Below are 14,027 nucleotides of genomic sequence, written 5' to 3'. Positions count from 1 at the left end.
ATCTTAAGGAAAATAATATAAATGAGAACAAACAATAATAAAGCAAGAAAATTCATAGTTTCTGTATATTTCATACTTGTATTTTTAGCTATTATTTTTGCAATAATGTTTAGAACATTTAATGCAATTAGTAATAACCCACTAGTACTATTTTTTATTATAGCATTAAGTTTTGGAATTTTGTTTTTTATTGTACATTCTGTATCTAAATTTTTTGAATACGATAGCGATGGCATGAAAGTAGTTGTAACGAATAAAGGTTTATTACTTCCCGATAGATTTAATTATAGAGAGCATACTGTAGAATTTGATAAAACGGACTTAAAGGGTTTTAAGATTAATAATTATATCGTATATACTAGTTTGGTATTACTAATAAAAGATAGAAGTGGGGCATCTATAAAAGAAAGGTTTAATGTTACTTTAGTTTCTAGGAAAAAACGAAAATACATTAAACAATCTTTAACTAAAATGATTAAGATTAATAAAAAATTAGCTAGTTAATGATAGAAGAAAATGATGATTTGGTAAACGAACAAAACGAAAACCTAGAACCACAAGAAACCATTACCAGAGTTACTGGTATGTATAAAGAATGGTTTTTAGATTATGCATCTTATGTTATTTTAGAACGAGCTGTTCCTGCAATAGAAGACGGTTTTAAACCTGTACAACGTAGAATCATGCATTCCATGAAAGACCTAGACGATGGGCGTTACAATAAAGTAGCAAACATTGTAGGACATACGATGCAATATCATCCGCATGGAGATGCAAGTATTGCTGATGCAATGGTGCAAATAGGGCAAAAAGATTTACTAATAGATACACAGGGAAACTGGGGAAATATATTAACAGGGGATAGAGCTGCAGCTTCTCGTTATATAGAAGCGCGTATTTCTAAATTCGGACTAGACGTAGTTTTTAACCCAAAAATAACAGAATGGCAAGCCTCATACGATGGTAGAAGAAAAGAACCCGTAAACCTTCCAGTAATGTTTCCGTTGCTTTTAGCACAAGGAGGAGAAGGTATTGCAGTTGGTTTATCTACTAAAATATTACCACATAATTTTATTGAACTTATCGATGCTTCTGTAAAACACTTACAAGGAAAACGTTTTACCATTTTACCAGATTTTCCTACTGCAGGAATTGCAGATTTTACAAATTATAATGATGGTTTAAGAGGAGGGAAAGTTCGTGTTCGAGCAAAAATTTCGCAATATGATAAGAACACCTTAGTAATTACCGAAATACCTTTTGCTACAAATACTTCATCATTAATAGATTCTATTTTAAAAGCAAACGACAAAGGGAAAATAAAAATCAAAAAAATTGAAGACAATACTGCTGCTAATGTAGAAATCTTAGTGCATTTGCCTTCCGGTATTTCACCAGACAAAACCATTGATGCCTTGTATGCATTTACCAATTGCGAAACTTCTATTTCTCCTTTAGGTTGTGTAATTGAAGATAACAAACCTTATTTTGTTGGTGTTTCTGAAATGCTTCGTCGTTCTACAGATAATACAGTACAATTATTAAAACAAGAATTAGAAATTAAACTTGGTGAATTCCAGGAACAATGGCACTTTGCTTCCTTAGAACGTATTTTTATCGAAAAAAGAATCTATCGTGATATTGAAGAAGAAGAAACTTGGGAAGGTGTAATTCAGGCTATTGATAAAGGATTACAGCCACATATAAAACATTTAAAACGTGCTGTTACCGAAGAAGATATTACACGTTTAACTGAAATTCGAATCAAACGTATTTCAAAATTCGATATCGATAAAGCACAACAAAAAATTGATGCTTTAGAAGATCAAATAGCAGAAGTTAAACATCATCTTGCAAACCTTATAGATTATGCGATTGCTTATTTTACAAGGTTGAAAAAGGAATATGGAGAAGGTCGTGAACGTAAAACAGAAATTCGCGTTTTTGATGACGTAGATGCAACAAAAGTAATTATTCGTAACACAAAACTATACGTTAATAGAGAAGAAGGTTTTATTGGCACATCATTACGTAGAGACGAATATGTTTGCGATTGTAGTGATATTGATGATATTATTGTTTTTACCAAAACGGGTAAAATGATGGTAACCAAAGTAGACAGTAAAACCTTTATAGGTAAAGATATTATACATGTAGCTATCTTTAAAAAGAAAGACAAACGTACCATTTACAACTTAATTTATCGCGATGGAAAAGGAGGTCCTTCTTATGTAAAACGATTTGCTGTAACTAGTATGACTAGAGACAGAGAATACGATTTAACAAATGGAAATAAAGGATCCGTTCTTTGGTATTTTTCTGCGAACCCAAATGGAGAAGCAGAAGTAGTGTCTATTTTACTGCGACAAGTTGGAAGTATTAAAAAGCTAAAATGGGATTTAGACTTTAGCGATGTACTTATAAAAGGAAGAGCGTCTAAGGGTAATGTGGTGAGCAAACACGCCATTAAAAGAGTGGAGCTTAAAGAAAAAGGCGTTTCTACATTAAAACCACGTAAAATCTGGTTTGATGATACTGTACAAAGGTTAAACGTCGATGCACGAGGTGAGTTAATTGGTGAATTTAGAGGCGAAGACAGGCTTTTAATTATTACACAATCTGGAACAGTTAAAACAATTCTTCCAGAAATAACGACACACTTTGATGATGACATGATTGTGTTAGAAAAATGGATTCCAAAAAAACCAATATCTGCCATTTATTTTGATGGAGGAAAAGAACTTTACTATGTGAAACGATTTTTAATTGAAACAGAAGGTAAGGAAGAAACCTTTATTTCTGAACACCCAAAATCGCAATTAGAAATTGTTTCTACCGATTGGAAACCAATGGCTGAGGTAGAGTTTACTAAAGAAAGAGGAAAAGACAGAAAAGATAATTTAGAAGTTAATTTAGAAGAGTTTATTGCTATAAAAGGAATTTCTGCTTTAGGAAACCAACTTACAAAAGATAAAGTAAACCAAGTAAGTTTACTAGATCCTTTGCCTTATGAAGCGCTAGAAGAAAAGCCTACAGAAGAAATTGAAGTTGTAGAGGAGGAAAATGTTTCCGAAGAATTGGTTACACAAAAAAAGACAGATGAAAAACCTAAAAAAGAAAAATCAACGGAAAATCCAAAATCAGAAGATTCTAATAAAAAAGCTATAAAACCTAAGGAGGATAAAGATTTCACTGAGGGAGAAGACGGTCAGATTACTTTATTTTAATTAGTTCCAAAGGTAAAATAAGCATAATAATACGTCGTTGGGACTTCGTATTCAGATACTATTTGCATGGTACTCATGTTAATTCTTTTTATATGAAAAGTGTAATCATCAAAATTTATAATAAAAATTTCATTTGTAGAATCACTAAAAAGCATTCTCACGCTATTGTCGTAATTTGTTTCCATATCTACACTAGAATAGATAGCATTGTAATCGAAAGGGCTAGTTTCATAAAGTGTAGATGGATTTAAGATGAATAATCTCCCGTTATGATAATCAAAATCTTTAGGTCTTAATACATCAGAATATGTATAAAAGACTTCTCCAGTATCTATATTAAACCTTGAAAACCTAGTGCTTGTGCCATGTCCTAACATTTCGTTAGCATCCGGATTGTAAATCATAACAGGTTCTGAAAAATTATTTGGATTAGGAATTACTTCAGCTGTACTTCCATCTGAAACGTTGCTATGATAGATTTGATTATCCACTCCAGATCCAGTTCTATGTACGTAAAAATCACCATTAGAAGCTGTAAAATATTGAGCATTAGGATATTCGGGGTTATTGTCTCTAAATTGACTCCCTGTTATTTTATTATGGCTATTATAGGAATGATAATAGTAAATATCTCCGCCCATCCCAGTATGTTCTTCCCAATATGTTTTAAAAAAGAAGGTTTGATCTGTATTGGAATAATCAAAATTAAAAAGGTAATAAAAAGTTGGTCCAAGTATAGAAGGGGTTATTTCTTGAATTACACTACCATCTAAAATGTTGATTTCTAATATGGTGTAGAATCCATCTGAAATAGAGGCTAACACATAAAAATGTTCTGTAAATACTAATATACTGGAGCGATGGTACTCTTCGGAATCTATAAATAAAATAAGATCACCAGAAATAGCATCTTCAGGAACAAGTACTTCTATGTATTCTTCAGTAACTTCGATAATTTCAGCTTCCACAGTATTAAAATACACACTATAGGAAGACGAAGTGTTTTGGTTAAAACCAGATCCATTAATACGATAGGATGTATTCGGAATTAATAATTCATCTTGTTGATCTGTAATAACAGGAAAATTAGTCGTGCTAGTTTGAACTATCGTTTCATCATCGTTAGCACAAGTAAATACTAGTGATAATAAGAATAAATAGAAATATTTTTTCATAGTAGAAAATTTTATAACATTAAAAGTAAATAAAAAAAGCAAACTATATTAGATTAGAAAAATATTGTTTTCAAGCATTTATTAATTTTGCACCAGCAAAGACAAGAGTTTTACTTCTTCCTAGTAATCTTATAATTAATAAACTCTACCATTAAAGAAAAGGCAATTGCAAAATAAAGATATCCTTTTGGTATTGCGCCAACTGTTTTTCCAAATAAATTTGTGTGCGAAAGGTGTGCTGCTTCAGTAATTAGCATAAAACCAATAAGTATTAAAAATGACAAGCCTAAAATTTGCATACTTGGATGTGCATCTATGAACTTGCGTATTGGGTTAGCAAAACCAATCATAATGCCAATAGAAATAACAACAGCTATTATCATTAAAATTAACGTGTAATAGTGGTTTTCATGTAAACCGTTAGTCATACCAACTGCAGTTAAAATAGAATCTATAGAAAAAATAAAATCAATAATTACAATTTGCGTTATGGCTTGCGATAGGGAAGTGATTTTTTTGTTTTTCACTTCGTCTTCATCATGATTAGGAGTTTCTACTTTTTCTCTAATTTCAGAAGTGCTTTTATAAATTAAAAATAAACCTCCAACAAATAGTATAATACTTTGCCAGCTAACCGCAATTTGTAACCAAGAACTTTCAAAATGAAAAAAGGGTTTACTTAAGCCAACTAAAAACGAAACAAAGAATAATAAAATAATACGTTGTACCATGGCAAGCAATAATCCTATATTAGTAGCCTTGTTGCGTTGGTGTTCTGGTAACTTGTTTGCAGCGATTGAAATAAATACAATGTTATCTATACCCAAAATAATTTCTAAAAAAGTTAAGGTAAGTAATGCAAAAATCGCGTCACTGGTAAATAAGAATTCTAACATAATTATTTCGGTGTTGATTAATACAACATGTAATCACTTATTGTATCAAATTGTTTTAAAAAATTATTTTTTAAAAGCTTCTCCTTTTTGTTTTGTTTTTTCGCCAACATAAGAGTACTCAAATGTATATGAATTCTTTGTTGTTGTAAGAATTTTTAAATGCACATCTTTATGTGCAGCCATATTTTTTGGATTAATGGTTTTAAAAATCATTTCACAATCGTTAATCCAACGAACTTGAGTAGAATCTGTTTTCCCATCATAAACCTCAACTTGTAAATCTTTTGTTCTTGTAAAATTAGAAGTGTACACTTTGTTATCAATAGTTACTTCGCTATAAAAAACACCAGTTTTAAAATCTTTACAATTTCTTTCTACTTGGTAACAATTAGAAAAAGTTAAAATAATGAAGGCAAACAGAAAATATCTCATCAAAAAGGTTTTATACAAAATTACTAATCTTTTATATTTTGATAAGTTACTTTTTGTAAAAAGAAGTTTAAATCTTCATTTTTTTGTTTTTCCTGAGAATCGTGTATTTAATTTTTTTGTGGACGCTTTTACGAATTGTTAAAATTTTGAAAACTACCATCGGTGTAAAAAATAACAATGCGTTCAATTTTTTTTCCTTCGGAAGAATGTAGAGGTAAATTTAAATTCGAATTCGAATTCGAATTCGAAGAAGAAGATGGAGGAGACGAATTTGAAATTTCTATATTTTCATTATTAGAAGCAGTTGGTTTTTTTTCTACTTTTTCAATTTCTTGAATTTTCGCTTCGTTTTTATTTTCATTTGGAAAAACTCCTTTTCCATTCATTAACCAATATAATTCTACTTCAGGAAAGGAGGAAAGAACCTTCATTACAAAATCTAAACTTGGCTTATTTCTACCTGAAAGAATATGCGAAATAGTGGAGCGTTGTACACCAACTTTTTCTGCAAAAGAAGAGGCGCTTTCCCCGTAAAAATCTATCACTTTTTGTAATCTTTTTGTAAACGCTTGTGTGTTTATCATTGTAAACAAGTATTTTTATATTTGTAACGTTACAAATGTAAACATTATTATTGTACTATAAACATATTTACTTGTTATATCTTTTAGGTATTGACTTAAAGCTTTATATAGTTAATCTTAAATCACTGAAAAATAAATAATTATACTTTTGTTTTGCGATTTGTTAAAATTTTTATCTTCAAACTCTGTTCAACTTTGTAGCATGGTATATATTTGTTTAACAATGTAACCAATTGGATGGTATTTCTTTGTTTACATTTGTAAATTATCAATTGTTTACCTTTGTAATCAATACAAAAAGTTTATGCGATTAGAAACCCTAAAATTGTTATTTAAAAAACACAAAGAAGTATCTCTTTTTAATAGATATATTCACTCCGAAAACATTACCCCTTTGCTTGAAAAACTAGCTTTAAAATGTGAAGTTTTAGTGGTTGGAAAATCTGTTCTTCAGGAAAATATTTATACTATAACTATTGGTTCTGGACCAAAAAAAATATTAATGTGGTCTCAAATGCACGGAAATGAAAGTACCACAACCAAAGCAATTTTCGATTTATTAAACCTCTTAATAGATAAAAACGAAGTTTCTAATACTATTTTAAATGCATGTACAATACAAATTATTCCTATTTTAAGTCCAGATGGAGCAAAAGCGTATACACGTATAAATGCCAATCAAGTAGATTTAAATAGAGATGCACAAAACTTAACACAACCAGAAAGTATGGTTCTTAAAAACTGTTTTGATGTTTTTAAACCAGATTTTTGCTATAATTTGCATGGACAGCGTACTATTTTTTCAGCGGGAAATACTAATAATAGTGCAACGGTATCTTTTTTAGCTCCAGCGCAAGACGAAAATTGTACTGTTACGAGTAATAGAAAGAGAGCGATGGAGGTTATTGCTGTTATGAACGATAATTTACAGCTTCAAATTCCAAATCAAGTAGGTATTTATGATGATGCTTTTAATATTAACTGTGTAGGGGATACATTTCAAACGTATAATGTTCCTACTATTCTCTTTGAAGCTGGTCATTATCAGGGAGATTATAAGCGAGAAATAGTTAGGGAATATATTTTTCAATCCTTATTGGTTTCTTTGAGTTATATTGCTAATACCGCTGTTTTAGGAGATTCTTATGTAGGTTATTTGGCTATTCCAGAAAACCAAAAGTGCTTTTATGATATTATAATTAGAAGCGCTAGGATCGAAGATGAAGGTGAATTGCTAGATGTAGTAATACAGTATCAAGAGAAATTAATTAATAATCGAGTAGTATTTTTACCGAGAATTGAAAAATTTACTAAATTAAATGTGTATTTTTCTCATAAAGAATACGATGCTAGAGGTGGTGTGTTAAAGACAATGAAAAAGGAGCCTATATTTGAGGGTTACGAAAACGATTTAGTGATGCTTAATGGCGAGTCTATTTCACTAAAATTAGCAGAATCTTAATATTTAGTGCGTAAAAATCAATAAAAATGTATTATTTTTGAATTAAATTTAATAATACAATAAAATGGCAAAGTTTAAGTTAGACGAAATAGATCATCAAATTTTGGATATGTTGATCCAAAATACGAGAGTTCCTTTTACAGATATAGCAAAAAAATTATTGATTTCTGCAGGAACTGTTCATGTGAGAGTTAAAAAAATGGAAGATGCTGGAATCATTAAAGGTTCTTCATTAACTTTAGATTATAAAAAACTTGGCTATTCTTTTATTGCTTATGTTGGTGTGTTTTTACAAAATACTTCACAAACTAAATTTGTGTTAGAGCGTATCAATGAAATACCGAATGTAACCGTAGCACATATAACAACAGGGAAGTTTAATATTTTCTGTAAAATAAGAGCTAAAAATACGGAACATGCAAAAGATATTATTTTTAAATTAGATGATATTGATGGTATTTACAGAACAGAATCTATGATTTCTTTAGAAGAAAGTATAAATGATAAAAAACGATTAATGCACTCTATTTTTAGTGAATTATAGAATGTACATTCAATATTAATGAAGCCCTTTTTAAGGGCTTTTTTTATTTTAAAAGATGAAAGTAAAAGATTTAAATGTTAATGAGTATAATACTTATTATGAAACTTATATTAGTAAAGCAACTAGTTTAAGTTTGTTAGATGGCTTTAATGAAAGTTTTACGGAAACCCTTGCCTTTTTTAATGCATTACCAGAAGATAAAATGGAATATGCTTATGCGGAAGGTAAATGGACTATAAAAGAGGTGATACAACATATTATAGATACCGAACGTGTTTTTGCTTATCGTGCATTGCGTTTTTCAAGAAGGGATACGACAGAATTACCCGGTTTTGATGAAAATGCATATACACCTTCTAGTGAAGCAAATCGAAGAACTAAAGAGTCACTTATTGAAGAGTATGTTAATGTTAGAAAATCTACAATAAATTTATTTCAAAGTTTTACAAATGAAATGCTTTTATTAAAAGGAATGGCAAGTGGTGGTAGCATGTCTGTTAGAGCAATTGGCTTTATTAATATTGGACATGAAAAGCATCATTGCGGTATAATTGCAGAGCGGTATTTGTAATTATTCTTCTTCCTCTATTACAATATGACCAGCATCGTCTAAAAGTAAGTCTTCGTTAATGTCGAAATTATTCATAGTGTAATGCAGTTTACTACTCACTTTTACTAGGTATATGGAGTCTTTCGTTTTAACCTCAACAGCTTCAATCGTTTCGTTTTTGTGATTGTCGAAAATAATGATGTCATTATCCCCGTAGCCATCAGGGAATTTTTGTGTTAATAACTCCAAAAGTTCTGGAGTTAACTTTTTGTAGTCTACAATTAATCTTCGCATAACTATAGTGTTTAAGTTAATAAAACCGTAGTTTTTTCTTTTATAAGCGAATTAAAGTTACAAAAATTTTAATTTAAAAGGTTAAGAAGCGTAAAAATTAAATGCTTCTAGTATTAGCTCGTTAGAAACTTTACAATTAATTTTAGGTTTACCAATTTCTTCTAGAAGTACAAAATTTATATTTCCGTGTTCGTTCTTTTTATCGTAAATAAGTAGTTCGATAATAGGAGTATAGTCTTGTTCTTTAAAAATCACTTTGCCAAAAACGTTTGTGATTACGGTTTTTATCTCTTGGTTAGTTGTATCGCTTAGTCCTGTGAGTTTTGTAGAAATATAGCTAGCTAATATCATTCCAACAGCAATCGCTTCGCCATGTAGTAGTGCCGTTTTGTCTGCATTACTTAAAAAGTATGATTCTATTGCATGCCCTAAAGTATGTCCGTAATTTAAAGTTTTTCTCACATTTTCCTCATGAGGATCTTGTTCAACAATATCTTTTTTAATAATTATAGACTCGTAAATCAGTCTGTCTAAATCTTTGGTTGTTTGTTCCGATAAATTTAAAAATTCGTTCCAGTATTTTTCACTAGATATTAAGCCGTGCTTTAGCATTTCGGCTAAACCGGAGCGCATTTGGTTTTCTGGTAATGTTGCTAAAAAAGCAGAATCTATTAATACCATTTCGGCAGTGTTAATAACGCCTATTTGGTTTTTTAAAGATCCTAAATCAATTCCAGTTTTTCCGCCAATGGAAGCATCAACCATTGCAAGTAACGAGGTTGGTATGTTAATAAAACTAATACCTCTTTTAAAGGTAGAAGCAACAAAGCCGCCTAAATCAGTAATCACACCACCACCAACATTAATCATTAAGCTTTTTCGGTCTGCACCATACTCAGATAATGCTTCCCAAAGGCCTAAACATATGTCTAGGTTTTTGTTTTCTTCACCAGATTCTATTTCTAAAATGTCATATGTGATTTCTGCCTCTATATTTGCTAAAACAAAAGGAATACAATCTGCGTTCGTGTTTTCGTCTACTAAAAAGAAAATCTTTGAATAATTTGAAGCTTTTAAATGTTCATTTAAAGAGCTGTAAGCGTTTTCATTAAAATAGATATTGTAATCCTGAGTGGTAATTGGTGTCATTAATAATAAAATTATTTTGATGTAAAAATAAGGAGAAATTAATCAAATATGATAGACTTCAATTATATTTGTTCTATTAATTTTAATAATATGCATTCAGATAAAATTTTTGAAAATACAGAAATTGCTTTCGCATTAAAAAATGACTCGCAATTAGAGCGTGCTTATTTTTTATTTAAAATGATTTCTAATGAGCCTTTGGTTCGTATTGGTACAGCGGCTACCAACTTTGCTTTAAAAGCTAATTTGCCTATTGAAGGTTTGATTCGCTCTACGGTTTTTGACCATTTTTGTGGTGGTGTAAATGAAGATGATTGTTTGTCTGTGATAGAAAACATGTACACAAAAGGAGTGAGTTCTGTTTTAGATTATTCGGTAGAAGGAAAAGAAAATGAAGCAGAATTTGATGCAGCAATGCAAAAAATATTAAAGATTGTAAATTTTGCTGATGAAAAAGAAAGCATGCCAATTGTAGTGTTTAAGCCTACAGGTTTTGGTAGGTTTTATTTATATCAAAAGTTGGGAGAAGGGAAGGAACTAACAGAACAAGAGCAAGAAGAATGGGATAGGGTCGTGCTAAGATTTGATACTGTTTGCAAGGTAGCAAAAGAAAAAGATGTTGTTGTTTTAATTGATGGTGAAGAAAGCTGGATGCAAGATGCAGCAGATGATTTGGTTACGCAAATGATGCAGCTTTATAATACTGAAAAACCTATTGTTTATAATACTTTACAGATGTATAGGCATGATAGGATGGCTTTTTTGAAAAGAGAAACTGCTTTAGCAAAAACCAATAATTACTTTCTTGGGTATAAATTGGTTCGTGGTGCCTATATGGAAAAAGAAAATGAAAGAGCAGAAAAGAAAGGTTACACTTCTCCAATTTGTATTAGTAAGCAAGCAACGGATGAGAATTTTAATGCAGCTGTAGCTTATATGTTGGATCGTTTAGATGTAATGTCAGTTTTTGTTGGCACGCATAATGAATCTAGTAGTTATTTGGTTATGGATTTAATGAAAGAAAAAAATATAGCAAATAATGATTCTAGAGTTTGGTTTGGGCAGCTTTACGGTATGAGTGATCATATTAGTTATAACCTTGCGCATTATGGGTATAATGTAGCAAAGTATATTCCTTTTGGGCCTGTAAAAGATGTGATGCCTTATCTTATTCGTAGGGCAGAAGAAAATACTTCTGTTGCAGGACAGACAGGCAGAGAGCTTACTTTATTGAAACAGGAAAAAAAGCGAAGAAAGTGTTAGTTCGTGTGCGTTAATTAAAGAATATTTCTAATATAAAATAAAAAATCCCGAAACGTTTCGGGATTTTTTATTGCTTTCATTAGTTTTTTCTAAACTTCCACCATTTTTTCTTTATGGGATTTTTGCCATAACCGTAGGTGTAACTTCCAGATTTTTTATGATCTACAGCATTTAATAAAATAGCCATGTTAGGCAAGCGTTTTTCGGTATACATTGTTTGTGCAATGTGAAGTTGTCTTTTGTCAATATAGTTAGCTCGTACTACGTAAACAAACATGTCTGCGTATTTGCTAATTAGTAAAGTATCTGTAACTAAACCAACAGCAGCAGTATCTACAATTATATAATCGTATTCGTTTTTAACAGCTTCAAAAAGATCTCCAACGCGATCATTCATTAATAACTCTGAAGGATTTGGAGGAATAACTCCCGATGGAATTACATCTAGAAAAGGGTTGTCTTCTAACTTTGTGGTAACAGCTTTAGCGGTAAGTTTTTTGTTGCCTATGTAGTTGGTTATGCCAGTTTCATTTTTAATTTTTAAATAATTTGTTGCTTTAGGTACTCTAATGTCTGTTTCTATTAAAAGGACTTTCTTTTCAGAAAAAGAAAGGGAAGAGGCTAGGTTTATAGAGGTATGCGATTTTCCTTCTTGACTAGTTGTAGAGGTAACAAAAATGATTTTAGCTCTGTCTGTGATGTCTTGAAGCATGAAATCAATATTTGTTCTTACCATTCTAAAAGCTTCTGCTTTTGCAGAGTAATCGACCTTTTCTATTAGTTTTTTTCGATTGTTTGATTTTGGAATATCTCCTAAGTAAGGTACATCAATATTCTTTTTAATATCTTTTATAGTGTGAACTTTAGAGTCTAATAATTGAAATAAATAAATTAAGCCAATTGGTAAGCTTGCTCCTAAAATAAGTGCAGATAAATAAACGATTGGTTTTATTGGTGAAATTGGTTTTTTTCCAGCAAATCCATTGTCTACAACTTTTGCGTTAGGAGAGGAGATACCATGAGAAATAGCTGCCTCTTCTCGTTTTTGCAGTAAATACAAGTAAAGAGATTCTTTAATGTTTTGTTGTCTTTGTGTGTCTCTAAACTGTCTTTCTTTTGTTGGAGTTGTATAAATTTTACCGCTAATTTTATTTGCTTTTTCGCTTAAAGCACTTAGCGTAATTTCGTTAGAGGATTTAATGTTGTTTAAATTTTGATTTAAATTGCCTTTTAACTCATTAATTTGGTTCGTTAAGTTTACAACAGTGGGGTTTTTTTCGCTAGAGTGTTTTAGTAATCTGTTTCTCTCAATTACTAAATCGTTATGTCGTCTTGTGATTTCTCCAATAGAATTTTCGGCAATACCAATATTCGCAGGTAGTAAATCGGAAGAACCACTATTTTCATCCACAAAATCTTTCATGTAATCTATTAGCTGAATTTGATTACTTGTATTGATGATCTGTGTTTCATTATCTCTTTCCGATTGTAGGAATATGTTAGATTGTGTAGCTAAATCTGTTAGTCTGTTTCTTTTTTGAATGGTTTCTGCTGTTAAATCTACTTGGCCTAATTCTCTTGAAACAATTTCAAGTCTGCTATTAATAAAGTCGGAAGTGATTTCCACTACTTGTTGTTTGTCTTTTACTACGTCTTTATTATATACCTCTATTAGCTTACTTAAAAACAAAGAAGCTTTGTCTCTATTGTTGTCTGTTATAGATAGTTTGATTATGCTAGAATATTCTTTTGTTTCAATACGTAGGTTGCCTTTGTAGTCACCTGTTATTTTTGTGACTGGAGAAATTTGAATGGTAATATTAGACCCTATTTTTGCAGCGTATTGTCCAAGATTTGGGGTAATAATAATGTCTCCAAAGCCTGTTTTTATAGGTTGACCAAAACTGTGTAATGTTCCTTGGTCTTCTATGTTTTGATCTTTAGATTTCCAGACTTTTTCACCTTCGGTTACCCCTTTAAGTAGAAATTGAGTCTTAGAATGAATTTTTACATTCATGATAGTATCTGCTAGAAAAAGAATAGAATCTGTTGCGCTAAAATTTAAGTTTAAAGGAGGATTGGCGTATACTTCGTGATTTTGTATTCTTCCTTCGACATAATATTGAATGTTGAATTTTAAGTCTTTAACTACTTGCTCTATTAATTCTCTTGAGCCAATAATTTCAGCTTCATCTAAAACATTATTAAGGTCTTTTTTAAATAAACCATAATTTTGTAAAGAAGATAACTCTGGTAATTTTGTGCTCTGTCTTTCGTCTTTAATTTGTATTGTAGCGCTTGCTTTGTATTGGTAGGTAGCATATCTTAAATATAAATGTGCTAAAGCTATTGCAGCAATTACGCATAGGATTACTAGTTTCCATTTACTTAAATATGGATCTACTAAATCTCTAAAATGTTCTTTTTGATTTGCAGCGTTATTATTCATTA

At 30.6% G+C, this 14,027-nt stretch carries 13 protein-coding genes; 6 read left to right on the top strand and 7 right to left on the bottom strand.

Translation table 11 applies throughout. From position 1 onward, the window contains the following. The first annotated feature begins 21 nt into the window (after positions 1–21). Positions 22–504, top strand: coding sequence for a hypothetical protein (locus ACVC3Y_RS11345; protein WP_452226955.1), 483 nt, complete (start codon positions 22–24; stop codon positions 502–504). Next, positions 504–3,227 (top strand): DNA gyrase/topoisomerase IV subunit A, encoded by a 2,724-nt coding sequence (locus ACVC3Y_RS11340; RefSeq protein ID WP_452226954.1) that lies wholly within the window; start codon positions 504–506, stop codon positions 3,225–3,227. The genes ACVC3Y_RS11345 and ACVC3Y_RS11340 overlap by 1 nt, the downstream gene beginning before the upstream one ends. On the opposite strand, the gene ACVC3Y_RS11335 is transcribed toward ACVC3Y_RS11340, so the two are convergent. The 4 genes from ACVC3Y_RS11335 to ACVC3Y_RS11320 form a co-directional block, all read right to left on the bottom strand. Continuing rightward, a complete protein-coding gene (locus ACVC3Y_RS11335) occupies positions 3,224–4,402 on the bottom strand; it encodes an IPT/TIG domain-containing protein (protein ID WP_452226953.1) in 1,179 nt (392 codons plus the stop codon). The two genes, ACVC3Y_RS11340 and ACVC3Y_RS11335, sit on opposite strands and share 4 nt — an antisense overlap. A gap of 110 nt (positions 4,403–4,512) precedes the next feature. Further along, entirely contained in the window at positions 4,513–5,298 is a 786-nt protein-coding gene (locus ACVC3Y_RS11330; protein WP_303423629.1) for a TerC family protein, read from the bottom strand. 63 nt (positions 5,299–5,361) lie between these two features. Next, the gene (locus tag ACVC3Y_RS11325; protein ID WP_452226952.1) at positions 5,362–5,730 is read right to left on the bottom strand and encodes a DNA topoisomerase IV; all 369 of its coding nucleotides are present in this window, start codon (positions 5,728–5,730) and stop codon (positions 5,362–5,364) included. Between the two features lie 128 nt (positions 5,731–5,858). Further along, a complete protein-coding gene (locus ACVC3Y_RS11320; protein ID WP_452226951.1) occupies positions 5,859–6,314 on the bottom strand; it encodes a helix-turn-helix domain-containing protein in 456 nt (151 codons plus the stop codon). 304 nt (positions 6,315–6,618) lie between these two features. Here ACVC3Y_RS11320 and ACVC3Y_RS11315 point away from each other — a divergent pair, with 304 nt between their 5' ends. The 3 genes from ACVC3Y_RS11315 to ACVC3Y_RS11305 all read left to right on the top strand — a co-directional run bounded on the left by ACVC3Y_RS11315 (position 6,619) and on the right by ACVC3Y_RS11305 (position 8,891). Then, positions 6,619–7,776, top strand: coding sequence for a M14 family zinc carboxypeptidase (locus ACVC3Y_RS11315; protein WP_452226950.1), 1,158 nt, complete (start codon positions 6,619–6,621; stop codon positions 7,774–7,776). Between the two features lie 64 nt (positions 7,777–7,840). Further along, positions 7,841–8,320 (top strand): Lrp/AsnC family transcriptional regulator, encoded by a 480-nt coding sequence (locus ACVC3Y_RS11310; RefSeq protein ID WP_303423621.1) that lies wholly within the window; start codon positions 7,841–7,843, stop codon positions 8,318–8,320. A 55-nt stretch (positions 8,321–8,375) separates the two neighbouring features. Beyond that, on the top strand, positions 8,376–8,891 hold the full coding sequence (locus ACVC3Y_RS11305) for a DinB family protein (protein ID WP_303423619.1): 516 nt from the start codon (positions 8,376–8,378) through the stop codon (positions 8,889–8,891). Here ACVC3Y_RS11305 and ACVC3Y_RS11300 read toward each other — a convergent pair whose 3' ends face one another. Next, on the bottom strand, positions 8,892–9,164 hold the full coding sequence (locus ACVC3Y_RS11300) for a hypothetical protein (protein WP_303423617.1): 273 nt from the start codon (positions 9,162–9,164) through the stop codon (positions 8,892–8,894). 81 nt (positions 9,165–9,245) lie between these two features. Next, positions 9,246–10,313, bottom strand: a complete 1,068-nt coding sequence (gene aroB / locus ACVC3Y_RS11295; RefSeq protein WP_452226949.1) for a 3-dehydroquinate synthase — start codon at positions 10,311–10,313, stop codon at positions 9,246–9,248. Positions 10,314–10,403: 90 nt separating this feature from the next. Here aroB and ACVC3Y_RS11290 point away from each other — a divergent pair, with 90 nt between their 5' ends. Continuing rightward, the gene (locus ACVC3Y_RS11290) at positions 10,404–11,576 is read left to right on the top strand and encodes a proline dehydrogenase family protein (protein WP_452226948.1); all 1,173 of its coding nucleotides are present in this window, start codon (positions 10,404–10,406) and stop codon (positions 11,574–11,576) included. A 79-nt stretch (positions 11,577–11,655) separates the two neighbouring features. On the opposite strand, the gene ACVC3Y_RS11285 is transcribed toward ACVC3Y_RS11290, so the two are convergent. Further along, positions 11,656–14,025, bottom strand: coding sequence for a GumC family protein (locus ACVC3Y_RS11285; RefSeq protein WP_303423611.1), 2,370 nt, complete (start codon positions 14,023–14,025; stop codon positions 11,656–11,658). Positions 14,026–14,027: the final 2 nt, after the last annotated feature.

This window comes from Lacinutrix cladophorae (genome assembly GCF_053604645.1).
This window is presented reverse-complemented; position numbering and strand designations above follow the sequence as displayed.